Source organism: Clostridioides sp. ZZV15-6597 (assembly GCF_020657815.1).
Classification (GTDB): Bacteria; Bacillota; Clostridia; order Peptostreptococcales; family Peptostreptococcaceae; genus Clostridioides.
Genome location: NZ_JAGWCT010000055.1, coordinates 1 through 26,279 on the forward strand (window position 1 = coordinate 1; position 26,279 = coordinate 26,279).

21 protein-coding genes and 2 riboswitches are annotated in these 26,279 nt (G+C 28.2%); of the genes, 5 read left to right on the plus strand and 16 right to left on the minus strand.

The annotated features are described in order from the left end of the window. Positions 1-39 precede the first annotated feature (39 nt). Entirely contained in the window at positions 40-348 is a 309-nt protein-coding gene (locus tag KGF52_RS12765) for a hypothetical protein (protein ID WP_227827591.1), read from the plus strand. A 143-nt stretch (positions 349-491) separates the two neighbouring features. On the opposite strand, the gene KGF52_RS12770 is transcribed toward KGF52_RS12765, so the two are convergent. The 3 genes from KGF52_RS12770 to KGF52_RS12780 form a co-directional block, all read right to left on the minus strand. Next, positions 492-2,282, minus strand: a complete 1,791-nt coding sequence (locus KGF52_RS12770; RefSeq protein ID WP_227840440.1) for an ABC transporter ATP-binding protein — start codon at positions 2,280-2,282, stop codon at positions 492-494. Then, the gene (locus KGF52_RS12775) at positions 2,282-4,009 is read right to left on the minus strand and encodes an ABC transporter ATP-binding protein (protein ID WP_227840441.1); all 1,728 of its coding nucleotides are present in this window, start codon (positions 4,007-4,009) and stop codon (positions 2,282-2,284) included. The genes KGF52_RS12770 and KGF52_RS12775 overlap by 1 nt, the downstream gene beginning before the upstream one ends. Before the next feature lie 232 nt (positions 4,010-4,241). Further along, positions 4,242-4,778, minus strand: a complete 537-nt coding sequence (locus KGF52_RS12780) for a dihydrofolate reductase family protein (RefSeq protein WP_227840442.1) — start codon at positions 4,776-4,778, stop codon at positions 4,242-4,244. A gap of 340 nt (positions 4,779-5,118) precedes the next feature. On the opposite strand from KGF52_RS12780, the gene KGF52_RS12785 reads away from it, so the two are divergent. Beyond that, the gene (locus tag KGF52_RS12785) at positions 5,119-6,231 is read left to right on the plus strand and encodes an alanine racemase (RefSeq protein WP_227840443.1); all 1,113 of its coding nucleotides are present in this window, start codon (positions 5,119-5,121) and stop codon (positions 6,229-6,231) included. A gap of 234 nt (positions 6,232-6,465) precedes the next feature. Here the strand turns inward: KGF52_RS12785 and KGF52_RS12790 are convergent, their stop codons facing one another. The 3 genes from KGF52_RS12790 to KGF52_RS12800 are packed head-to-tail and all read right to left on the minus strand — an operon-like array spanning position 6,466 to position 8,811. After that, a complete protein-coding gene (locus KGF52_RS12790; RefSeq protein WP_227840444.1) occupies positions 6,466-6,975 on the minus strand; it encodes a YjiG family protein in 510 nt (169 codons plus the stop codon). A 1-nt stretch (position 6,976) separates the two neighbouring features. Then, positions 6,977-7,624: a nucleoside recognition domain-containing protein gene (locus KGF52_RS12795; protein ID WP_227840445.1), complete on the minus strand. Its 648-nt coding sequence runs from the start codon at positions 7,622-7,624 to the stop codon at positions 6,977-6,979. Between the two features lie 14 nt (positions 7,625-7,638). Then, positions 7,639-8,811 carry a M20 family metallopeptidase gene (locus KGF52_RS12800; protein ID WP_227840446.1) on the minus strand — a complete coding sequence of 391 codons (1,173 nt, stop codon included), beginning with the start codon at positions 8,809-8,811 and terminating at the stop codon, positions 7,639-7,641. 266 nt (positions 8,812-9,077) lie between these two features. Between KGF52_RS12800 and KGF52_RS12805 the strand changes: the two genes are divergently transcribed. Continuing rightward, positions 9,078-10,439, plus strand: a complete 1,362-nt coding sequence (locus KGF52_RS12805; RefSeq protein WP_227840447.1) for a hypothetical protein — start codon at positions 9,078-9,080, stop codon at positions 10,437-10,439. A gap of 268 nt (positions 10,440-10,707) precedes the next feature. Here the strand turns inward: KGF52_RS12805 and KGF52_RS12810 are convergent, their stop codons facing one another. From KGF52_RS12810 to bilQ, 6 genes are all read right to left on the minus strand, one after another. Continuing rightward, on the minus strand, positions 10,708-11,172 hold the full coding sequence (locus KGF52_RS12810) for a DUF1648 domain-containing protein (protein ID WP_227840448.1): 465 nt from the start codon (positions 11,170-11,172) through the stop codon (positions 10,708-10,710). 387 nt (positions 11,173-11,559) lie between these two features. Beyond that, positions 11,560-13,119 (minus strand): ABC-F family ATP-binding cassette domain-containing protein, encoded by a 1,560-nt coding sequence (locus tag KGF52_RS12815; protein WP_227840449.1) that lies wholly within the window; start codon positions 13,117-13,119, stop codon positions 11,560-11,562. Between the two features lie 183 nt (positions 13,120-13,302). Then, the gene (locus KGF52_RS12820) at positions 13,303-13,575 is read right to left on the minus strand and encodes a CD3324 family protein (protein WP_227840450.1); all 273 of its coding nucleotides are present in this window, start codon (positions 13,573-13,575) and stop codon (positions 13,303-13,305) included. Positions 13,576-13,784: 209 nt separating this feature from the next. Continuing rightward, positions 13,785-14,315 (minus strand): flavodoxin family protein BilS, encoded by a 531-nt coding sequence (gene bilS / locus KGF52_RS12825; protein ID WP_227840451.1) that lies wholly within the window; start codon positions 14,313-14,315, stop codon positions 13,785-13,787. Between the two features lie 77 nt (positions 14,316-14,392). Next, entirely contained in the window at positions 14,393-15,487 is a 1,095-nt protein-coding gene (gene bilR, locus KGF52_RS12830) for a bilirubin reductase (protein ID WP_227840452.1), read from the minus strand. 1 nt (position 15,488) lies between these two features. Continuing rightward, positions 15,489-15,935, minus strand: a complete 447-nt coding sequence (gene bilQ, locus KGF52_RS12835; RefSeq protein ID WP_227840453.1) for a bilirubin utilization transcriptional regulator BilQ — start codon at positions 15,933-15,935, stop codon at positions 15,489-15,491. Positions 15,936-16,245: 310 nt separating this feature from the next. On the opposite strand from bilQ, the gene KGF52_RS12840 reads away from it, so the two are divergent. Both KGF52_RS12840 and KGF52_RS12845 read left to right on the plus strand, forming a co-directional pair. Then, positions 16,246-17,436, plus strand: a complete 1,191-nt coding sequence (locus tag KGF52_RS12840; RefSeq protein WP_227840454.1) for a pyridoxal phosphate-dependent aminotransferase — start codon at positions 16,246-16,248, stop codon at positions 17,434-17,436. Positions 17,437-17,602: 166 nt separating this feature from the next. Next, positions 17,603-18,571, plus strand: a complete 969-nt coding sequence (locus tag KGF52_RS12845; protein WP_227840455.1) for a DMT family transporter — start codon at positions 17,603-17,605, stop codon at positions 18,569-18,571. A gap of 198 nt (positions 18,572-18,769) precedes the next feature. On the opposite strand, the gene KGF52_RS12850 is transcribed toward KGF52_RS12845, so the two are convergent. From KGF52_RS12850 to KGF52_RS12865, 4 genes are all read right to left on the minus strand, one after another. Continuing rightward, a complete protein-coding gene (locus KGF52_RS12850; RefSeq protein ID WP_227840456.1) occupies positions 18,770-19,432 on the minus strand; it encodes an anthrax toxin lethal factor-related metalloendopeptidase in 663 nt (220 codons plus the stop codon). 99 nt (positions 19,433-19,531) lie between these two features. Then, a riboswitch (cyclic di-GMP riboswitch) is annotated at positions 19,532-19,618 on the minus strand. Positions 19,619-19,802: 184 nt separating this feature from the next. Further along, positions 19,803-22,694, minus strand: a complete 2,892-nt coding sequence (locus KGF52_RS12855) for an SrtB-anchored collagen-binding adhesin (RefSeq protein ID WP_227840457.1) — start codon at positions 22,692-22,694, stop codon at positions 19,803-19,805. 116 nt (positions 22,695-22,810) lie between these two features. Then, positions 22,811-22,896: riboswitch (cyclic di-GMP riboswitch) on the minus strand. A 120-nt stretch (positions 22,897-23,016) separates the two neighbouring features. Further along, a complete protein-coding gene (locus KGF52_RS12860) occupies positions 23,017-24,195 on the minus strand; it encodes a cation diffusion facilitator family transporter (protein WP_227840458.1) in 1,179 nt (392 codons plus the stop codon). 232 nt (positions 24,196-24,427) lie between these two features. Continuing rightward, positions 24,428-26,047 carry a hypothetical protein gene (locus KGF52_RS12865; protein WP_227840459.1) on the minus strand — a complete coding sequence of 540 codons (1,620 nt, stop codon included), beginning with the start codon at positions 26,045-26,047 and terminating at the stop codon, positions 24,428-24,430. Positions 26,048-26,279: the final 232 nt, after the last annotated feature.

The following is a 26,279-nucleotide window of genomic DNA, read 5'->3' on the forward strand; positions in this document are numbered from 1 at the left end:
TTGTTATACTATAAAACTATCTTGAGAAAGGCTGATTAAATGTTTAATAAAATATATGAAAAAAAAGAATTTATAGTTTTTCAAGTTAAAAACGGTTATGTAGTTTATAATACTAGAAAGAATTTTGAAGAAGGTCATACACATTTAAAACATTTTGAAGCAGCAAAAACAGCTATTGACTTAGCTATAAACAAAAAAATTCCTCGAAGTAAAGACGGATATTATCTAACTAGTTTAATTCGCATAAGTGACGATTGTTATTACATCAATAAGTTAAGTGAGTTATTATATGTCAGAGAACAAAAAGGTAAAAAAGAAAAATACTGCAATTCTAGTTATCAGATATAACAAGATTAGTTGTCAAATATAAATATTTTAAGCTTAAAGCTAAAGAGTATCAGTAAGTTTATAAAAAAATAACTTTGCTGATACTCTTTTTAATTATAACATTAGTAATTTAAGTTATAGCTATTATATAAACACATATTTTTTTATTCAGATTCTGTATCTGCAAATTGGCTATTATAAAGCTTCTCATAAAATCCGCCTTTTTCCATTAATTCATCGTGATTACCTTGCTCTATAATACTTCCATTATTCATAACCAAAATCAAGTCAGCATTACGAATTGTAGAAAGTCTATGTGCTATAACAAAACTAGTTCTACCATTCATAAGATTTCTCATTGCCTTTTGAAGCATCAATTCTAACCTAGTATCAACAGAGCTAGTAGCCTCATCTAATATCAATATCGAAGGGTCTGATATAAAGGCTCTAGCTATAGTTAAAAGTTGTTTTTCTCCAAGCGATATATTAGATGCTTCTTCATTTAAAAACATATTATATCCATCTGGAAGTGTAGTTATAAAGTGATGTACATTTGCTACTTTTGCTGCTTGTATAATTTCTTCCTTAGTAGCTCCAAATCTACCATATTCTATATTTTCAAAAATAGTACCATTAAATAGCCATGTATCTTGAAGTACCATTCCAAACATTGAACGTAAATCTTCACGTCTCATATCTCTAATATCTACTCCATCAACTTTAATAGCTCCTCCCTTTACATCATAAAATCTCATCAATAAGTTTATTAATGTTGTTTTACCTGCTCCAGTAGGGCCAACAATAGCTACCATTTGACCACTTTTTATTTCTACATTTAAATCTTCTATTAAGGTTTCACTTTCTCCATAGCCAAAATTTACATGTTCAAATGTGACATTTCCTTGTACATTTTCTATCTTAATTGGATTTTCAACATCAGGAATTTCCTCTTCTTCATCCAAAATTTCAAATACACGCTCTATTGCTGCAAAAGAAGATTGTATTACAGTTGATAATTGTGTCATCTGTGAAAGAGGCTGATTTATTTGCCATATGTAACGTACAAATGCTTGTAAATTTCCAACTGTTATCCCTCCACTCACTGCATATATAGAGCCAACTACTGCTACTGATGCAATTCCAAAATAAGTTACTAATGAAACCATTGGATTCATCATACTTGATATAAACTGTGCCTTAAATCCATTTTCACAAAGTTCTTGATTTACTTTTTTAAATTCTTCTATAGAGTCTTCTTCTTTTCCATATAATTTTATTTCATTAAATCCAGTATACATCTCTTGTACTTTTCCATTTAATTTTCCAAGAGCATTTTGTTGTAATGAAAATCTATTTTGTGATTTTTTTACTATGAACTTAGATACAAAATAACTAATTGGAATTATAAAAAGAGCTATAAATGCCATATATACATTAATTGTAAACATCATGGAAATTGCCAAAATTATTACTAAAATTGAGTTGATAATTTGCATAAAACTCTGCTGTAAAGCATTTGATATTGTATCTACATCATTTGATATACGGCTTAGTACATCTCCAAAACTATTGCTGTCAAAGTAACTAATAGGCAATTTTCTTATCTTATTTTCTACTTCATTTCTTAAGTCTCTCATTGTATTTTGAATAGCATTTGTAAGTAAAAAACTTGAAGCATACGTAAAAATTGCATTAGCAACATATATACAAGCTAAGAGTACCAAAATTTTTACTACATAGTTAAAATTCACAGATGCTCCTGGTATTCCTTTTGCTATACGAATTACATCTTTAGTTAATTGTGTTATTATTAATCCCTCTGTTTTAGGAGCAATTGCATTCATAGTAGCTGCTAAAATTATACATATAATAGCTATAATAAATGAAAATTTATATTGCTTTACAAATGGAAGAAGTCTACCAATTGTTTTTTTAAAACCTTTAGACTTTTTCATTATTCCAATTCCTCCTTTTTCAACTGAGATGTTGCAATTTCATAGTATATTTCACAATTTTTCAATAATTCTTTATGAGTTCCCATTCCAACAACTTTTCCTTCATTTAGTACTATAATTTTATCAGCATCAATAATTGAGCTAATTCTCTGTGCAACAATCAATACGATTGCATTTTTTGTTTCTTTTTTTAGCTTAGAACGAAGTATTGCATCAGTCTTAAAATCTAACGCAGAAAAGCTATCATCAAATATATATATTTCAGGCTTTCTTATAATAGCTCTGGCAATAGAAAGTCTTTGCTTTTGACCTCCAGATACATTAGATCCACCTTCACTAATTAATTCATCAAATTTTCTAGGTTTTTTTGATATAAACTCATATGCCTGTGCAACTTTGGCTGAATGTTCTAATTCTGATGTTCCTGCTTTATTTTTACCAAATCTAATATTATTTGCTATACTACCAGTAAAAAGCAATGCTTTCTGAGGTATAAATCCTATCTTTTTTCTTAAAGCCTTTAAGTCATATTCCCTTATATCTACTCCATTTATCTTAATGCTACCTTCTGTTACATCATAAAATCTAGGTATCAAGTTAATTAGAGTACTCTTTCCACTACCAGTACTACCTATAAAGGCAACTGTTTCACCTGTTTTTGCAGTAAACGAAATATCTTTAAGCACAGAGGCCTCTCCATCTGGATAAGTAAATGTTACATTGTCAAATTCTATAAGTCCTTTATTTTCAGTATCTTTTACTCCATTTTTAGGATTTTTTATAAGTGGCTCTTCTTCTAAAATTTCTTTTATTCTATTTGCTGAAACTTCTGCTCTTGGATACATGATAAATACCATTGAAAAAAGCATAATTGAAAACATAGCATGGAAAAGATATTCCAAAAATGCAACCAATTGTCCAACTTGAATTTCTCCAATATTTATTTTCTCACTGGAAATCCAAAACACAGCTAAAACAGCTATATTTAATAGTAAAAAGAATGCGGGTTGAGTAATTGACATAAGTTTAAACAATTTTTTAGAAACATTAGCATAATATGTATTTGTTTCTTCAAATCTTTTTGTCTCATAGTCATCATTCCCAAATGCTCTGATTACCCTTATTCCAGTTAAATTTTCTCTTGATATAAGGTTTAGTTTATCCAGTCCTTTTTGTTGTTTGGATGATATTGATTGAGAAACTTTTGCTATTATTGCTACTCCAATAATTATAAAAGGCACTGATATAGCTAATACCAAGGAAAGCTCTACACTTGTTCTAATTGTCATGATTATACTTATAATAAACATGACTGGAGTTAATAAAGCTGTTCTAAGAAGTATATTTACAAATTGTTGAATTTGAAATGCATCATTTGTAGTTCTTGTAATCATTGAAGAAATACCAAATTTATTGTATTCAGTGTGTGAAAACTCTTGAGATTTTTTAAATATATCATTTCTTATATCTCTAGTTACTCCTGTTGATATTTTTGCAGAACAATAACCCAATAATACACTACCTACAACTCCTATAATAGAAATAACAACTATTACTATTCCCATTTGTTTTATGTAAGTTGTGTTTTGATTTGCAATACCATTATCAATTATTTTAGCTATTATTGTTGGTATACCTAATTCAACTAATGCAAAACTAAATATAGCCAGTATATTTAATGCTATTAATAACTTATAATTTTTTAAATAATTTAAAATTAATTTCATATTCTACTCCTTTCTTAATTTTTGAGACAGTGTAATTATTATGCAGTAATACTTGCTTTTATAAAAAAAGGAGAAAAGAGTTAGTGCACTCTCTTCTCCAGCATATTCTTTTTAATACACCCTCCGATAAGTCGCTTATATGTTACCATATTTGACAAGTAATGTCAATTCATATATAATTTAAGTTTTTAAATACTTTATTTTATAAAATGATAACAAGCCAGCACATACTTTATACTTGTTTTTTACTATATTCTAATTTTACAAGTTGTTCTAAATTACTAACTTTTTTAAGATTTAAGTTTGTTCTTTGTATTCCAGTTTTAAATAATGGAATTCCTCTACCTAATATTGTTGGCAATACATATACAAAATAATCATCAATTAGATTATCTTTTATAAATAATTCTACTATTTCACTTCCTCCTATTATCCAGATATCTTTTCCTTCTTTTTCTGCTCTAATTTGTTCAATTAGTTTTTTAGGTTCCAAATTTGTATACTTTACATTTTCAGTAACTCCACTAGTAGTCTTTGAATACACATAACATTCTTTCCCTTCATAAAACCATTCATTTGGGCTTAGTTCATTTATTATTTGTGTATATGTTGAATTTCCCATAATAACTGTACCAATTGTATCGTAAAAAGTATTATAGTCTTCTTGTTGAGAATCTGAAGCTACTTCATCTAAAAAAGCTACTCTACCATCTTCTTCTGCTATATAACCATCTAAACTCATTGCAATATAAAGTACTACTTTTCTCATATTTATTACCTCCAAAATTTATAATATAAGTTTTTTATGCTAAAATAAAATTTTCACTCACTTAAAATACCCTATTAAATAAAACTCAAACAGTTTTAAGTAAAACCACAAAAATAAAACATTATTATATCTACGGTTTAATAATTACATAATTTTACAGATAATAAATATATTGAAAATTCTAATTAATCTAAATAAATATTGCTCTAAATTCATACTGGTTCTATAATATAATTAGAAGATATTTATATTATAGAACTAATCTTATCATAATATTTATTAATATCATGAAATCAAGACCTGTGATTGATTTTACTTTTATTGAAAGGTGGTAAACAACATGAAAATTTCAAAAATTGCTACACCAAGCTTTTTACTAGATTTAGACCAGTTAGAAGAAAATATAAATACAATACAACAAATTTGTACAAAGAACAACAAACAGCTCTGGCCTATGCTTAAAACGCATAAAAGCACATATATTGCAAAACTTCAAAAAGATGCAGGTGCTGCTGGATTTCTTGTTGGAACTCTTGATGAAGCTGAAGCTTTGATAAATGCTGGCTTTAAAGATATTATGTTGGCTTACCCTTACATGGGAGATGCAAATATAAACAGGGTAGTAACTATGGCTTCAAAAATAAATTTAATATGTGCTACAGATAATATAGAATGTGCAAAAGCTTACAGTAAGGCTTTTTCTCTAGCTAAAATTGAATGTAAACTACTTCTTATTGTAGATTGCGGATTACACCGTTTTGGTGTTGAACCAGAAAAAGTAGTCGAACTTGCTACTGAAATTTCAAAACTAGAAAGTATAAAGATTGTTGGAATAAGCTCACATCCAGGTCAAGTATATGGTTGTAGTTCTCCAGAAGGTGTGCCAGATGTTTGTATTCAAGAAGATTCTACTATGGAGAAAGCATCTAAATTATTAACTGATAATGGCTTTAATATAGATATTGTAGCTTCTGGAAGCACTCCAACAGTTGAAACTGAGGCTGCTTCTAAAACTATCACTGCTGTAAGACCTGGAAACTATGTATATTATGATGCTATACAAATAGGTCTAGGGTGTGCTACTGAAAAGATGTGTGCTCTTACTGTTGTATGTACTGTAATCTCAAAAAATAGTAATGGCTATTATTTAGTTGATTGCGGAAGTAAATGTCTTGGATTAGATAAAGGTGCACATGGAAATAGTAGTATTGTTGGATATGGTAGAGTTTGTGAGCATCCAGAACTTACTATTGATTCACTTTCAGAAGAAGTTGGTAAAATTAAAGTGAATGGAGAAACTGATATAAAAATAGGTGATAGAATAAGAATTATACCTAACCACTCTTGTTCTACTGCAAACTTAACAAGTAATTTACTAGGCTTTAGAGGAGATACAATAGAAAAAGTCATTGAAGTAGATATACGTGAGAATTCAAAACATATTGTACTTTAAAAATAAAGCCCTAATAAATTTATATTGATATTAACAAAAAAATATATTTAGTTTATTGTTGATTTAAAGGTATTAAAACAAAACATAGAAAGTTTAAAAACATAAAAACTCTAAAAAACATAGAAAATCTAAAAGAAGTTTACCACTATACTAGTAAACTTCTTTTTTAATTAACATATCTTTTTTTTAATTAGTGCATCATCACGATATTATTATGTTAGTTTTATTTAATTTTTACATTACTCCCATAAAAGTAAGTAAGACTCTAACTATTAACATTCCTACAACTGCATCAAATATAGGAACTGCTAATAGTAACATTCTATACTTAGTACTAGTATTAGCTACAAGGACTATTCTAGCATAATGACCAACTAGAGTACCCATTAGCATACATGGCATAATCAAGATAGTTGCTTGTGATGCTGTAATTATACCTTGTGCAAATAAATTTGCGGCTGTAGCTGCTCCTGCTGCCTTAGCAAAGAAAGCCGATATTAAAACTACGACTGATTCTCCAGGTAGTCCAAAAATCCCCATTACTGGACCAAAAACATTTCCTAAAATATCAACTAGACCCGTTAATTGTAGAAATTGTACTATTACATACCCCATTATCATGGCTGGCAATATTTGTTCAATACCTATGTAAAAACCTTTTTTTGCGCCTCCCATAAATGTCTCAACAGCCGTTTTTTTTGGTTTACTATTTACAATTGTGCTTCCAGTATTTTGTTGACTCATATTACGCAGCCTCCTTATTTTTATTCTTTTTATTTTTTATATTTATAATTAGTCTAACTAGATTTGCTCCAAGTACCTTACAGAATATTTCTATAAGTATTATTGGACCTAATGCCAATAATGCTATTGGTAAAAGCGGAGCTTGAGTGTTTATTGTATTTAATATAACTGCTGAACCAGCATATTGATAAGCTACAAATATAGTTCTTTCATCATCTGTTATTTCTCCATTTTCACATAATTCTTTTGTCATTATTGAAGCTACATCTGAACTAGTAAATGAAGATACAAATGCTATACCAGCTATTCCAGGTATCCCAAGTAAAGGTTTAAGCAATGGATTAAATATTTTTGATGCAGCTTTCATCCCTCCCATAGATTCAACTACATCAATAAGCCCTACAGCAAAACACACAGTTGGTATTAAAGTAAGTGCAAATAAAAAACCATCCTTTGCACCAGTTCCACCTTTTCCCATAAAGTCTACACCATCTGATATAGTACCAAATGAGCCAGTTAAATTAGCAAAGTCTAAAGCTTTTAGAAATCCTTGACTATCTTTAAAAATACCAGAAAATAGTATTATCAATACAAATAAAGACATATATCCTTTCCATGTTACCTTATTCTCTCCAGCTGTTGTATCCATATAAAATCCCCCTTTTATATATCAAGTTTATCTAAATTTAAAACAATTGTAGAAATCAATTTTACCCTTTCAAACATAGAATCTACTAATGCGTATTCTCTTGATGTATGATTCCATTCTCCCTTTACTCCAAAAGAACATATCGTAGGAACGTTTGCAATAGTTAAATAACTAGCATCTGAACTTCCTCCAAGTCTCTTAGCATTTATTTCACCAAACCCATTTTCTTTTGATACTGTATTTACAAATTTATGAAACTTCATAACATCATCTGTAGTTTCAAATGGCATCATCTCACTTACAAAGTCAACATGTGTAGAAGTTCCTTCTATGTAAGTATCTTCACATATTTCTTGAATTCTTTTTTTAACGTTTTCCATTTCTTCTACTTTTTCAAATCTAAGGTCTACTTCTATACTACAATCTTCTGGAATAGAATTTGATACTCTTCCTCCTTTAATTATACTTACACTTGCTGTAGTTCCAACTTCAAGATTAGTCAATTTTTGTATTTGTAATATCTTATTAGCCATTTCTTCTATTGCATTTCTTCCACCTTCAAAATCATTTCCTGCATGTGTTTCTACACCTTTTACATGTATATTACACCCGATTCTTCCTTTTCTACCTACACATAAGCTATTATCTACCAAACCAGTTTCCATATTAAATGCACATAGACCACCTTTTGCTTCTTTTAATATAATGTCTCCTCCGTTTGAATCCTTATGTCCTATCTCCTCATCTCCTGAAAAGACTATTTTTATTGGTCTATCTTTGTATCCTATCTTATTTAAAGCTTTGATAACGTATAAAGAAATTACTATTCCACCTTTCATATCTAACACACCTGGACCATATGCTTTTCCTTCCATTATTTTAAATGGATTTTCTCCAAATGTACCTATTTCAAAGACAGTATCCATATGCCCTGAAAAAATTATTTGTTTCTTATTTCTCTTAGAACCAAGTGTACCTACTAATGTACTGCCATTATTTCCAACATCTATTAAATCACAATCTAATCCTTCTTTTTCAAACTCACATTTTAATCTCTCAGCTACTTTATTTACACTCTCTTTACAGTTTGTATAGCTTTCAATATTAACAATCTCTTTCCACAATGAAATTATTTCTTCTCTATTCTCGTCAACAAATTTAGAAATTTCATTTAAATATGTACTCATAATAATCTCCTTTATTTTTGAATAAAATATATTTTTTCCTAAAAGCTAAGTTTATACTTTAGGAAATTTTAAAAGACTAGTCCTTAATTACAAAATAACACAATTATTTTCATCAGTCAACATTTTTTCAGTATATTTTTTATTTTCTGATTTTTCTTTTAATTATTACTTTGTAAAATAAATTGACGCTTTTTATCTACTATTATAAAATGAGGTTATAAATTGATAATTAGTTACAATACTTTCGAAATTTTAAAGGAGGTTTTATGAAATATAAGATTGGCTTTTTAACAACATCTTATTTTATGGCAGATAACTTTAAACAAGCTCTCGAAGAATTAAAAGATATTTGCGAAATTACATACATTGAACTAAAAGGCGAAAACCCTTTCAGTAATTTGCCAAATATATATAATGAACAAGTAGATAATTTTGATGGATTTGTTTGTAGTGGTATAATTCCATATAGTGAAATTATAATAAATATAGAGGATATAAAAGTCCCATTAAGTTTCTTAAAGCTTGATGAAAGAGATTTTTATAAATACTTATTTAAACTATTAAATAGTAAAAGAGAGATTGATTTTACAAAATCATTTATGGATTTTTTAAGAGAAGATAATAACTATTATGACATCTATTCATTGATAGATTCTAAAAACTGTCCATATACAATTAAAGATTTCAATATTCCTCAACCTGTATATGACTTTAAAAAATTAAATGATAAATTATTGGAGATACACTTAGATTTATTAAAAGATAATAAGATTAACCTTTCTATTACTAGAAATTATATAATTAATTGTGAATTAAATAGACTTGGATATGACTGTATTTACATGGTGCCATCTACTGAATCAATCTTAAACACATTTAAATCTGTAATAAACGAAATAACATTAAAAAAATTAGATAAAAATAAATCTGCAACTTGTATAGTCACAATAAATAGCTCAGAGTATATAAATGATGACCTAATATTTAAAAATGATGAGATACAAAATCAAATATACAACACTATCTTAAATTCTTTATCAACAAATGGATTCTATGGAGTTCAAGTCAAAAAAAATGACATGAAAATAGAAATACATACTACTAAAGAAATGCTAAATAATATGACTAAGGACTATACAGAATTTTTTATTTCAGAAGACTTAAAAGAAATTAAGTATAGCTTAAATATTGGTTGGGGAATTGGCAACACAAATATTCATGCAGAGCAGAACGCTCGTCAGGCAAATAGTAAATCAGCTTCTCTAGGTGGAAATTGCACATTTATAGTAAATGACACTAATAATATAATAGGACCTTTATATTCAAATAAAAATTCTAATGACCTTGAAGAAAGTTCAATAGCCAATAAAGTTGCTTCTTTCATTCCTTTATCTAATGTAAATGTATCTAAAATTATGAGTATGATTAATGATAGAAATTCAAATAATGTATCAGCGGAAATATTATCAGACTATATGAATATAACTCTTAGGAGTGCAAATAGAATCTTAAGTATCTTATATAAGGCTGGTATTGCAACTATTGTAAACACAAAGCTGGATAATCAAAGAGGTAGACCAAAGAAAATATACAAAGTTGATTTCTTATCTTTTTTAGATAATATGTAGAGATTGAAGTCTAAATTATTAGCTTTTTTAATAAAAATAACATTTTTCCACTAATTCTCAATAAGCAAAGTTTTTAAATCTGAATATGCAAAATGCCAGAATCCTCATAAACACTATGTTTTTATCAATTCTGGCATTCTTTTTTATTCCGCTATCAGAATTTAAACCAATGATGCTAAAGTAAGCTTTTGCTTTTGCCTTACTTCATCAGCATGAAAAATGTATCTCGAACGTACCTAAAATTCTTTATAGAAAGTAAGTTCATTCCTTACTCATTTTTTGAGAGTTGTTTGTTTTTTTGGTATATTTTATTCCATCCTATTAGTAATAAAATAATAAATACACAGGTATCTATAAAAAGAATAACTGTAACGTTCTTGACAATATTGTAGACAAAAAATATTGAGAATACTTCTACGGATAAAGCTACAAAACATAAAAAGTTCGTCAAATAATCTGCAATAGTGTCACTATAGAAAGCTCGTATTTGTAACCATCTACATATAAATGGGCGTAAAATAAATCTCAACACAACACAAATAATTGGATAGGCATAAATAAATTTTTTATCTACACTGTTGGCTACACCATTATTCCATTGCACAGGAATTTGAGCTGACAGTTTTGGAAATGCTATGATTGCAATTAGCAAACAAGCAATGGTAATAATTCTCCATGTAACATTTCCTCCCCATATATATAAGAAACTTACAGAGTCCAGTTTTTTCTTCAACTTCCTTAATTGTCATTTTTAAACACCACCTTTCGATTTATTGAATTACCTAATATCTTTCTTTTTTATTACTCTAAGTCTTCTTTAATGTTTTATTTCATTATTTGATTCGCCAATATTCCATTATCAATAATACCACACTTTGTAACAATCGCCTCCTTGTGTGCATCTAAAACTTCTTGATTATTATATAAAATACAGTATAAACATGGTTTACAGTCAAGTATTTTTATCATTTTTTTGATTCTATTAAAAAAAGCATCGCAAATAAATGCCATGCCTTTCTATTAATTTAGTCTTTTCATGTCTTTCTCAGTCCAAAAGTCAAATTAGCCTGTCTTATAGTAAAATTGATAAAAGATATAACAGGTGATATAAGATTTTCTATCATATTAAATAATTAATTGCCCACTTCTCACAATCCCAAATTTTATTAACTATATCATTATAAAATTCTGGCTCATGGCATACTAAAATTATACTGCCTTCATATGATATTAAAGCTTTTTTTAGTTCTTCCTTTGCTTCAGAATCTAAGTGGTTTGTTGGCTCATCTAGTATTAATATATTACTAGGATTATTTATAAGTTTACATAACCTTACTTTAGCTTGTTCTCCACCACTTAATATAGAAAGCTTACTTTCTATATGTTGATTAGTCAACCCACATCTTGATAGCATTTTTCTTATTTCATATCTTGTGTATGTTGGAAATTCATACCACACCTCATCAATAAGTTTTTTATCACTTATTTCTTTAACTTCCTGTTCAAAATATCCAACATTTTGTTCTTCTCCTACTTCAATACTTCCACTTATTGGTTTATTTATTCCAATCAAGCTTTTTAATAAGGTTGATTTTCCTATACCATTTGCACCTATTAAAGCTATCTTTTCTCCTCTTTCCATAATTAAATTTATAGGTTTACTTAGTGCTGTTTCATATCCTATAACTAATTTCTTAGCTTCAAATATCATCTTCCCAGATTTTTTGGATATTTTAAAGTCAAAGTGAGGTCTTACTTTTTCTGTTGATATACTTATTCTTTCTATTTTATCTAATTTTTTCTGTCTTGATTTTGCCATCTTACTGGTTGATGCTCTAACTTTATTTTTTGCAATATATTCTTCTAACTTTGATATTTCTCCAATCTGTTTTTCTTGAGCTATTCTTAAATTTCTCTTGTTTTCTTCATACATCTTTTGGAAATTTTCATAATTGCCAATATATCTTGTCAATGTCATATTTTCAAGATGACACACCACATTTACAACACTATTCAAAAACTCCAAATCATGTGATATCAATATGAATGCATTTTCATAATTTTGAAGATATTTTCTTAACCATTCTATATGTTCTTCATCCAAATAGTTTGTAGGTTCATCTAAAAGCAATACATCTGGTTCATCTAACAATAGTTTACCTAATAGTACCTTTGTCCTTTGACCTCCGCTCAATTCTGAAACATCTCTATCAAGTCCAATATGTCTAAACCCAAGACCTAAGGCAATTGAATCTATCTTTGAATCAATATTATAAAATTCATTGTTATTTAAAAAGTCTTGTATATTTGCAACTTTTTCAAGAGACTTATTTATCTCATGTTCATTCATTTCTCCCATTTTACTGTATATACTATCCATTTCACTTTCCATATCAAAAAGTTCCTTAAAAGATTCTCTTAAAATATCTTTTATTGTATTACCTTTTTCTAGTTTAGTATGTTGATCCATATATCCAACTCTTACTTTGCTACTCCATTGTATATCACCACTATCTGGAATCAGTTGACTTGTTATTATATTCATAAATGTAGACTTTCCCTCGCCATTTTTTCCAACAAGACCTACATGTTCCCCTCTTAACAGTCTAAAAGATATGTCTTTAAATAATGTTCTATCCCCAAATCCATAACTTATATTATTTACATTTAAAATACTCATTGTTCTATTCCTCTTCTTAAAATTTAGAAATTCCTCAATGAAATCATATCATTTAAATAGAGTATACCTCAAGTTCATAAACAAATCTGTATTAATTTTGTACGAAAAAAGAGACTTTGTTAAAAAGCCTCTTCTTAATCTTTTGTTATATAAATCTATCTTTAGAACATTAATATTCTATTTTCAATCACTTTTTTCTTCTCTTATTATTCGTCTTATACTATGCTCTGTTAAATAATAGTCCTTTGTAAGTTCTTTAACAGAAATACCTTTATTATACTTATCAAATATTTCTTTATTTCTTTTTTTCAAGATATTTCTTGAACCACTATTTTCACCCCAAGCTTTTTTATTTTCAGACTTTCGTGGTATATATAAATAACTACCATCTGTATATTCTTGAATTAATTCAAGTATCTCTTCTGGCAATATATTTTGTGCTTTTTCATACTTCATAGTACTCTGCTCCCATCTACATTTTAAATTGTAAATAAAAGCAAAGACTGCACAAAAACAATTTAGCCTAAATATTATCTTGATTTATTAGGCTCTAAACAAAGTTTTATTGCAATTGCATTTTGCAGTCTTTGCTTAGAGCCAACTGAAATTATAATATCGTTACTCTCTTTCATATTACAAACTCCCTTTCTATCTAATTTAAACTATTACATATTACTAGCTTTAGCTATTATATCTTTTGAAAATCTAACAGCTTCAGATATCTCTTGCTCATCTGGATGACTTTGAGACTCTTCATGACCTTTTAATTGCTCACGAATATGTTCATTTTCAGGATGAAGTTTTATCATTTCTTCATATTTCACCTTTAAACCTTCTGCAATCTTTCCTTGGCATATAAATGACCCAACTATTTCATTATCCTTTGAAAAGACATCTTTCACTTTGTCCATGATGTTAATTCCATAATTTCCCTTTGTACTTGCTCCCATTGTTCCAAATAAAGCTAGCTTTTTGTTATGAATATTTTCAAAGACTAGTTTTGAATTTTTATCACAAATTCCTTTATCCACCCAATATCCTAAGAATATTATATCATATTTTTCATAGTCAACATTATTATCAATTACTTCACTGATATTTTTAATTTCTTTTTCGCCTTGAATTGCATCATATATAGATTGAGCAATTTTTTTAGTATTTCCAGTTAAACTTGAATATAAAATTAAACTTTTCATGATATATCCTCCTATATATTAAGTATTTATCTAAAATTTCTTAATACCATTAAATTTTTAATCACTATAAGATTTTATTAATCTAATATACAACCAAATTGAGAATGTGTCTGCAATGCATCTGCACATTTTTTATTGCAGTAGCAACACTTCTTAATATCATCTACTCTTCCTTCTCTTACTTTCTGCAACCAATCACTGTCTGCCAATAGTTGTCTCGACATAGCAACCATATCTACTCTGTTATTTGATATAACATTTTCTATGAAGTCTGGACTAGATAGCTTACCAACACCACAAACTGGAAGGGTTGTGTGTGTTTTAACTTCATCAGCTAAATACAAAAAGCATCCTTCATCTTTAAAATAAGGATGATTATTGACTGGTATGGTGTCTTCTAGTTTGGAATGATTTGCTAATGTTACATGAAAGCTATTTACACCAAGTGATTCAAATTTTTTTACAAAATGCTCTACTTCAGAAAATAAAACTCCTGCATTACCATAATGAGGATTTTCTTGTCTAACTGCAAGCTTATAATCTATTGGAATATCCTTCATGTCATTACGAATACTACTAATTATTTCACTTGCAAATCTACTTCTATTATCATAGCTTCCACCATATTCATCAGTTCTATTATTGTATATACTGGATGAAAAGCTTCCTATAAGTCTATCTCCATGAATTTGAATCATATCAAATCCTGCTTTTTTTGCATTTAATGTTGTTACCCTAAACATCTCTATAATATTTTTTATTTCCTCTTTTGGCATATTTGTTACATAATCATTTACTCCATCATCCATAATTTTTTTTATTTCATCATGTGAAGTAATTCCCAATTTCATGGTATTTCTGATTAAATTCATGTCATAATCTGAACAAAATATTTGTGCTGAAACTTTCGCCCCTGAATCATGTATTGCATCTACAATTTTTTTGTACTCTCTAATTCCATCTTCATTTGATAAGCTTAGAGCCATTTTATGAAAACTAGGTCTAACAGATACATCTCCTATCGTAATCAAAGCTACACCTGATTTAGCAATTTTACAAAACTTGTCAATTCGTTCTTCCAAATTAAGACCCATACTTGTAGGTGCAAAAGATACTCTATTTTTTAATTCTAAATTTCCAATTTTAATTGACTTTAATAAGTTGCAATACATCCTATTCTTCCTCCACTGTTGCCTTTATATCTTTTACTGTATGTAATTTTTTTACTAGGTCTTTGTATTCTTCATCCAAAAACTCTTTTTTTATATTACTATCCCACTTTGAAAATATGTTTTTTATATCTCCTAGTACTTCTTCACCCTTATCTGTTACTCTCAATTGAAAAGCTCTACTATCATTAGGATTTTGAATCTTTTCTATGTAACCATCTTGTTCTAATCTAGATATAGTTCTTGTAGTATGAGCTTTATCCACCTCGAATTCTGTAGAGACATCATTCAAAGAACAATTCCTATTCTTGTTGATATAAATTAAATAAAAATATAAACCATTCGTAAGCTTATATGGCTTTAGACATTTTTCACAATAAAGTTTAAAGTTCCTTTGAAGATAACAAATAATATACGACAAACTCTCATGCTGTAACTTTTTAAAATCCATTTTTAATTTCCCCTCTATAATTCTAATACAATATATTTGACTATATCAACTATATTATATTAAATCCTTGATACAGTCAAGAATATTTTGCCTTATAACTGTATAATTTTATACTCCCTTATAAAATTATCATAAAATATAATTGTGGTTTAGTTAGAATTTGTAATTTTTTATATACATCATACATAAATATATTTTATATAAAAGTTTATATTTTCAAACAAGAAATTTTTCGAAAATTGTCTAAATTCAGTAAAAATATGGTAATATATACATAAGCAATATAAATCTATAAAAGGGAGTGTTACATATGATATCTAATAAAATGCAAACTTTAGTTGCAAACAGCTCTGTTATAAGAGCCATGTTTGAAGAGGGAAAAAAACTCTCCGATATGTACGGAGAAGAAAATGTTTTTGATTTTAGTATAGGAAATCCAAGTGTTGAGCCTCCAGAAACTATTAAAGCAGTTATAAGCGATATTTTAAATGAAGAATCTCCAAATCTAGTTCATGGATATATGAACAACTCAGGATACGAAGATGTAAGAGATGCTATTGCCAAGCACATAAATAAGAAAAATGGATTAAACCTTACAAGAGATAACTTAATTATGACTTGTGGTGCTGCTGGTGGTCTAAATATTATTTTAAAAACTCTTTTAAATCCTGATGATGAAGTTATTGCTTTTGCACCATATTTTGGTGAGTATAAAAATTATACAGAAAACTATGATGGAAAGTTAATAGAAGTCCCTACAAATATAGAAACTTTTGAACCAGATTTAGATGCTCTAAAAAATGCTATTACTCCAAAGACAAGAGCTCTAATAATAAACACTCCAAACAATCCTACTGGTGTTATTTATTCTGAAGAATTGCTAAAAAATCTTGGAGAGTTACTAGACACAAAACAAAAAGAATTTAATACAAATATATATTTAATTTCTGATGAACCATATAGAGAAATAATTTATGATGGTGCTAAAGTTCCTTGTATATTAAAATACTATAAAAATTCATTTATAGGATACTCTTATAGTAAATCATTGTCTCTACCTGGTGAACGTATAGGATATATTGTGGCTAATGGCGAAATGGATGATTTTGATGATGTTATGTCTTCATTAAATGTTGCAAATAGAATACTTGGATTTGTAAATGCTCCTTCTCTTTTTCAAAGAGTTATTGCAAGAAGCTTAGATGCAGAAGTTGATGTAAATATTTACAAGAAGAACTTTGACCTTTTATATAATAGCTTAATAGAAATGGGATTTTCTTGTGTTAAACCTAGTGGTACATTCTATTTATTCCCAAAAGCTCCAATTGAAGATGATAAAAAATTCTGTGCTGATGCTAAACAATTTAATTTACTATTAGTTCCGGGCTCTTCTTTTGGTTGCCCAGGACACTTTAGAGTATCATATTGTGTATCTTATGATAAGGTTAAGAGTTCCCTACCAGCATTTGAAAAATTAGCTAAATTGTACAATTTAAAATAATTAAATAAATATAATTACAAATAATTAGCTACCTTAGTGTAGAATTTTATATTCTATATTAAGGTAGCTTATAATTTTATATCTTATGTTTATATACCATTTTATACCAATGTACTTGAATATTGTAGTTTATAGTACTAATATAAATTACAAGGAGGTGTTTGATTTGAAAAAAGGTTATGTTTATATAATACTAACTACCCTATTTTTTAGTTCAATGGAAATTAGTCTAAAAACAGTTACAAATGACTTTAATCCCTTACAAATAACTTTATCAAGATTTTTTGTTGGTGGCTTAGTCTTACTACCTTTTGCTATAAAAAGATTAAAATCCCTTAGTATTTCTATTACAAAATCAGATTTAAAATACTTTGCTTTTCTAGGCTTTATGTGTGTTGTAGTAAGTATGTCATTGTACCAGTTAGCTGTACTAAACACAAAAGCATCTGTAGTTGCTGTTTTATTTAGTTGTAATCCAGTATTTGTAATGCTTCTAGCTTATTTAATTCTAAAGGAAAAAATCTATAGGCATAATATAATTTCACTTATATTAGAAGTACTTGGAATTATAGTTATTATAAATCCACTGCATACAAGATTAACTTTTAGTGGTATATTCTTAACACTATCTTCTGCCATTATTTTTTCAATGTACACTGTTTTTGGTAAAAGAAAAACCTTAAAATTTGGTGGAATAGTTGTGACTTGTTTCAGTTTTATATTAGGTAGTTTAGAAATGCTTGTATTAGTTCTATTTACTAAGATTAATTTTATATCAAATATGTTAAATAAAAATGGGCTCCATGTATTTGCAAATATACCTATTTTTAGTGGTTATACCTTACACAACATACCTACTATGATTTACGTATTTGTATTTGTTACAGGTGTTGGTTATGCACTTTATTTTATGGCAATGGAAGCTACATCTACTAGCCTTACATCTTTAGTATTTTTCTTTAAGCCTGTAATATCTCCAATACTGGCATTACTAATTCTTAAAGAATTTATTCCTATTAATATGATTATAGGAATTCTATTGATAGTGATTGGTTCAATAGTTTCTATTATACCTACAATAATGGCTCAAGCTCATAATAAACATATTGAGTCATTATATAAAAGTCAGCAATAAATCATCACATAAAAAATATACATAAGATTAAATTGATTAGTTTTACACACAATATAAAAGGTTGTGTCTCAAAATGAACTTTTTAGTTCATGAGGCACTCTTTTTGTATGAAATCAAATATATTTTTATCATTTCAACAATGAAAAAGAGGCTTATCTCTATTTTGAGACAGCCCCTTAATGTTTTTATATAAATTTTTTATTTTGCTAAGTTTTGTAAAAAGCTATAAGTTTGTGGACAAGCTGCTTTTAATTTACTATTTGTGTCTTGATTCAAGTAGTAATATGCGAATGCTTCAGCAAAGAATTCTTCTGGATATACACCTAAATAATTTACATTTCCTAAAGAACGTCCTTCTTTAGCAAATATTTGTTTAAATTGTGCTGATTTAGAAATATCATTCAATGCAAGATGGTCTACTGCATGTGCTGTTTCATGTAATTCTAAGTTTATTGCATCATGACCTTTACCTTTGTTACTAAATCCTATTCTAAGAGCTACTGTACTTCCACCTAAACCAGGAACATCATCCCAAGTTTTACCAGTATTTTCCCATCCCTTAGGAACTACACCTTTTAAATAAGCATATTCTTTTTCATCTGTTAATTTTCCACTCAATAATTTTATTTTTAAGTTATCTTGTTTTAATACATTTAGATATTTTCCATCTATATTTGCAAGTCTATTTATCATAGCATTAGCTTCATTTTTATCGTAATTTCCACTTGGAAGAACCACTATTTGACTAAGTGTTTCTTTATTGTTTTGTAAAGTTGCACTATCTGCATGTGCACTTACTGGAACTGAACTTATTAAGAATATTGATATTATAGCGATTAATAATTTTTTACTTGTTTTCATATTATTCCCTCCTTTGAGTTAGGCCGGGAGTAATAAATTTCAAAATAAAAAAGATACCCAAGAGTATCTTTGTATATACAAAAAGAAATTTTTACTCTTTTCGGCAACTGGCTGGCATAGTTTACTTAAACTTTAGCCCCTATAGCTTTGCGTGACTAGGTTTCCCTAGTTTTGCCTCATTTAATTTTATATTTATATTATATCTTATATCCTTCTCTTTGTCTATAGTTTTCTGGATTTTTTTTCTAAAAAACGATTATTTTTTTACATAATACTCCAAAAAAAAATATCTTCTAACAATATTCTCACTTAAGAATATTGTTTTAGAAGATATTTTTTAATATTACTTATATTTTTATAATGTTAGGGTCTAATTGATGTTTTTCTTTCTTCTCAATATAATAAGTCCTACAATAGCTCCTAACCCCAAAAGTATTTCTACAGTAATTGTAGTACTATCCCCTGTCTTTGGTGGCACTGGTGGATTTACTACAGTATTATCTTTTACTGTATTATTCTTTTCCTGTGGCACTGGTGGGTTTACTACCTCTGGTATTGGAACAATTTGTTTAACAGGCTTTTCTATTGCATCTTCTGATGGTGGTATTGGTGGATTTACTGCCTCTGGTATTGGTGGATTTACCACATTTTCTGATGGTGGTACTGGTGGATTTATTGTTGCTTCCTCTGTATCAGATGGTCTTGATGGTTTACTTGGCTTATCTGTACTTGGTGGCACTGGTGGATTTACTGTTGGTTCATCTGTATCTGGTGGTGCTGGTGGATTTACTGGAATATTTTCTTGTTTTACATTTTCTATATTTCCAATATCCACAATTTTACCAATATTTTTTCTATCAATTTCCACCTTTATTTTATCCTTTAATTTTTCATATCCACTTGGAGCCATGGTCTCCACTAAATAATATATTCCTGGATTTTTGACACTAGATTCAATTATACCATCTTCATTACTAACTAAATCCTTAACTACTACTATTCCAAATGTATTTTCCAAATTAAACTTTGCACCTTCAAGAGCACTTTTATCTGAATTGTCTACCTTTTTAGCTTCAAAAGCATACCCTTGTTTAGTAGTTTCTACTCCAGGAGGACTTGAACCATTAATCTGAGCTACATTTTGTATAGTCTCTCCTACTTTTACATCTGTAAAATCTGCATCAAATGTAACCCAACCTTGTACAGGTTCACCTTCTTTTATCTGCTTAAATTCATATTTATTTACTAATCTTATAGTATTTTTCCCATCTCCAGCTTCTTTTTTAAGTTCAAGATTATCAGAGTATTTTATATTAGATATTTTTAATGCTGGATTTACTTCATCTAAAATATTTACTTGCCCTGCATCATAAACACCATAAGTTGACATGTTTATTTTATACTTAACTATTTGGTTATCATTGCCATCTAATACCTTTTTATCAACCTCTTTTTTGGCACTTATTAATCCAGAGTTCTTCTTAAAACTTATCTCGTCTCTTTTATCTACTTGACTATTATTTGCATCAAGAACAGCTCTATTTGTATAACTATCTTCAATACTAATAACTTTTAATGTATATGCTATAAAAAACTTTGATTCAACTTCTTCTTCACTAAGATTAATTGTAAATCCAGTTATAACTTTTTCTACTTGCCCACTTTCATTTCTTTTTTCTTCTGTTTTATATGAAATATTATTTGCAATTTTTTCTTTACTCCAAGGAGTCCAGCCACCATTCATTGGAACTTCTACAACTCTAAAATCATGCCCAGCTTCTCCAGCAGTAGTTAATCTCATACCTTCTGGTATATTGTCTGTTATAACCACATTACTTATTGGTGATTTGTCATCATTTATTGAAATTTGATAGTTGATTACTTGACCTACTTGAGTAATATTTGTTGCTCCTGAATGTCCCTTAGTCAAAAGATAATCATTTCCCCTATCAAATACACTTACAGTAGCATCATCTTCTTGCAATTTCTTACCAGCAGATTCTAATCTAGCTATATTCTTATATTTGTTACCATGTTTCGCATTTTCATCACTAATTCTAGCCTTATACTTAACAGTATACGCTTTATCTATATCTCCAAAATTAACTGAAATAGAATTTTCACCTTGTTCAATATTAAAATCACTTACTTCTTTTCCATTGCTTGCCACTACACTTACAGAATCTTTTATTAATGTCATTCCTTCAGGAAGCTCATCATATAAAGTAATGTCTTTTAATTCTTCCTCTTTTTCATTTACTTGTATACTATAATTTACATCTTTATTTTTAACTGGCATAAATACAGTAGTTGACTCTCTTCCTTCAACAAGCTTTTTAAGTGTTCCTTTAGCTTCTTCAATGTCTTCTTTATCGCTAGGCTTTATTTCTATATCTACATCTCCACTTCCACTTTCTATCTTTCCAGTAGTTTCAATATGAATTTTTGCACTTGTCTCTTCATCAACTTTATTCACATATGCTTCTAATCCAATTTTTCCTTGCATTACACTTTGACCATTGGGTAATTCTCTAAATGTAAGTGTATACTCTCCATTACTATCTGTTTTATCAAAACATTCACTTGTATAATCTAAATTAACTTTGTTAAACACATCTGGAACCTTAAAAGTTATTGAGTCACCTGCTTGTATCCCTTTTGATGTTGGAGTATAAGTTAATTTAAATGTAATTTTTTTCATTGACTCTGTTTCTATTGTATTATTATTAATTTTTACAACAAATCCATACTCTTCATTAAGTTCTTCTTCTAAAGTTTTAAGTAAATTTTCATCCTCTATTGGAGTTTGCTGTGGCTTCTTATTTTCTTCTTGTTTATCTCCTTCTGGAGTCTGTTCTGGTTTTTTATCTTCTTCTTGTTTATCTCCTTCTGGAGTTTGTTCTGGCTTTTTATTTTCTTCTTGTTTATCTCCTTCTGGAGTCTGTTCTGGTTTTTTATCTTCTTCTTGTTTGTCTCCTTCTGGAGCTTGTTCTGGATTCTTATTTTCTTCTTGTTTATCTCCTTCTGGAGTCTGTTCTGGTTTCTTATTTTCTTCTTGTTTGTCTCCTCCTGGAGTCTGTTCTGGCTTCTTATTTTCTTCTTGTTTTCCATCTCCAGTTGGTGAATTATTTGAATTACTTTGGATAGACCCACTTCCTTCTAATTCTGACGCATAAGATACAGCTGGATATATTGTAGTAACTATCATACTTAAAATCATAATTAAACTGATTAATAATGCCTTCTTATTTCCTTTCCTCATATAGATTGCTCCCCTCTAATCTATTCGCACTTTTGTAAAGTTCTATAAATACATAATATAATTTAATTTCTTTTATCAAAAAACTATACAAAAAAAGCTATGAAATAAATAAAATTTATATTCATAGCCGGTTGCACCACTGACTCTATATATCCATAAGGTGCCCAGTAATAGGATATACTTCAACGTCTCTATAATTTTTTTATAAAAATAATTAAAAATTATTATATTCAAATTAAATACAGTTATATATCTATTATATTATGTCTATATTTTATTGTCTATATTTTTTACATTTTTTCCCTTTATTTTTTAATCATCATTAAATGAAATCTTTATCTACAACAATAACACAATTATATTCAGGATTCATCTCCTTAACTAGTTTTGTTATATCTTCTTTTAAATCTTCTTCTGACATACCTTTGGAGAATTCAGAAGGATTAACTACTATATCAAAGACTAAATTCTTCTTACTTCCTTTTCCAACTATCCTAAAGTCATGCATAGATTTTATAAGGCTGTTTTTCTTAAGTATTTCTTCAAGTTCTCTTTTTGCTGATATAACCTCCTCATCATCAAGACATATAGGGTCCATATGAATTACCAAATATATATCCAACTTTTCAGATATTTCTCTCTCAGCAGTATCTATAATTTCATGAATTTCCATTATATCGATATTCGACGGAATTTCTGCATGTATAGATGCAATACATCTTCCAACTCCATAATTATGGATTATTAAATCATGTGTACCTATTATATGTTCATAAGATAATAATAATTCTAAAATAGATTTGACCATTTCTTCATCTGGAGCTTCTCCAAGAAGAGGATTTATAGTATCTTTTACAAGAGAAAAGCCTGCATAAAGAATTACTAATGATACTACAATACCTACATATCCATCTATAGGCAAATCAGTAAATCTCGCCAAGATAAAAGATATAACTACACAGCTTGATGTAAATACATCTCCCAAAGCATCTAATGACACTGCTTTTAATGCTGATGAATTAATTTTATTTCCCATAAATTTATTAAAACGGCTCAACCATATTTTAACCATTATAGATGCAATTAAAAGTATAAGTGGCACTAATTCAAACTTTATAGGAACTGGATTTGTTATTCTTTCTATAGACGATTTCACAAATTGAAGTCCAACCAACATAACCATAAATGCTACTATCAATGCTGATAGATATTCTATTCTACCATGTCCAAAAGGATGTTCTTTGTCAGCTGGTTTACTTGCTAGTTTAAACCCTATCATAGTTATTGCTGAAGATGCCATATCTGAAAGATTATTAAATGCATCTGCCATTATAGCTATACTTGATGTAAGCATACCTATAGAGACCTTTACTATAAATAAAACTAAATTAGATATTATACCTACTATTCCTGCCACATAACCATACTTATTTCTAACAACTTTATCTTGAACATTCTCACTATCTTTGATAAATGTTTTGACTAGGATTTTTGAAAACATGAAACTTACCTCCCTGTCTTTTATTTTGTTAATAAACTCGAAACTTTATATCTTTACTTATGATAACACAATTTAGATATAAAATTCTTTAAACTTGCCCTATATCAGTAAAATATTCTTAAATTTCTTTTCTTATAGTTAATATGAAGTAGTTTTATATATCTGACTAAAATTAATAGGTTTAATAAAATTGGCCCTAGATATTTTATACTTTTATCTAGAACCAATATTATTATTTTATACCAACTATTTTATTTAACATAATTGAACCAGTTTCTGGACTTTCAAATTCAATTGTAACATTTTTTATATTAGATAAATTTATATTTTTAAACTTGTCAAGTGGTATTACTGTATCACTTATTGGAGTATATCTTGACCAAAATTCCATAAACTTCCCTTCTACATATTCATCTTTTATAACTTCTCCTTCAAAATACTTCATAGCAGATACTTTATCATTTTCTACAATGATACTACTTTCTTTTCCCTTAGAATCAACTAAGCTAAGTTTGAAAGAAACTACATTATCTTTATTATTTAATTTACTAGGAGAGTTTAATGCCCATCTAAACTTTAGTGCAGAATAAGCTCCTAAGTTATTATTATTTAAAGGTAGTTCTATTTTTCCACTTTCAGATTTCCAATCAACTTGTAACAAGTCTAAATTTTCATTCACTCCAGTATTGATAAATATTTTTGCAGTATCTTTGTTCAGTCTCTCTGATTCAACTAATTCTTTTGTATCAACATTACTTGAATTTATATTTTTAAATGTCTTTTTATTAAATAATTCTACAGATTCACTATATTTAACTTTATTTAAAGTTTGATATCCATACATTTTATAAGGCAATGCTTTTTTATTGAAGATAGGTGATTCACTACTATCAAACCCAAAAATAGATTTCATATAGTCAACTACATAATTAGAGAAAAAATCTCTATGTTCTTCTTCTCCTAATTTCTCAGGATAAGTTCCATTAGTAGTCTGTGGCTTAGAAAACTCTTTTTCTCCTAAAACTGAGTTGTATGCATTATGATTTCCGCCCACTAGATAAGTTAGTCCCAATGGGCTTTTTCTATTTTTATCTAAAGATATATCATAAAAAATATCATCTCCACTATGAACAACATCTCCATCATACTCTGAAACTATTATTGCTGTTGGTATATCAGGAAATTTTTCTATCGGACTATTATATGCTGGTGTAAGTGATATAATTCCTTTTATCCCTTTAAATCCTTTTTGCATTTGGTCTTCTGCTATTTTAATTACCCCTGAACCTGCTACAGAGTGTCCTATAAGACCAATATTATTTAAATCAACTTTATCTTTAAGATATAATCCAAATCCATTTTTCTTACCTTCGTTTACGTCTTTAAAAGTTTGTATATATGTTTGAGCTAAATGAGTTATTCTTTCATTTTCCACTGGTTCTCCATACTTAAAAGTATAATTCACTGAGGTATCAATAGATACTCCTATGATACCATTTCTTGCTAAATCCTCAGTAAGATATTTAAATCCATCTTCAAAGTCATTTTCTCCGTCTCCATGTTGTCCATGAAAGATTAATACTACAGGTGCTTTTTCTTTTATATTTTCAGGTACTGATATTATTCCTTCCATATTAAATGGTATAGATTTACCTCTTATAACCATTTCTGATGTTCCTAAATTAAATTTATTAGTCTCAACCTTATTATTACTATTTTTTGTGGAGTTTATTTTATATGATATTTTTTCATTCGACACTACATCTGAATTAGATTTATTTGTACAACCCACAAGAAAAGCACTTACCACTATTATGGATAAAATTATACTGACCCACTTTTTAAACTTCATAAATATTTTCCTTTCTATATATCCCTTTAGATACAATTTTAAAATTTTTATTAATTGTATTTATTACTTAACATTCACTTCTTAATCTTTCTGTTATTATAATCTATATCCACTTCTTACTCATATAAATATAAAATAATATCATAAACAAATTCTCTATTATATTTTTCATAATACTAGTTATTTATATACATCTTAATTGACAACTTTTATTTATTAAGTAGCACAGAAA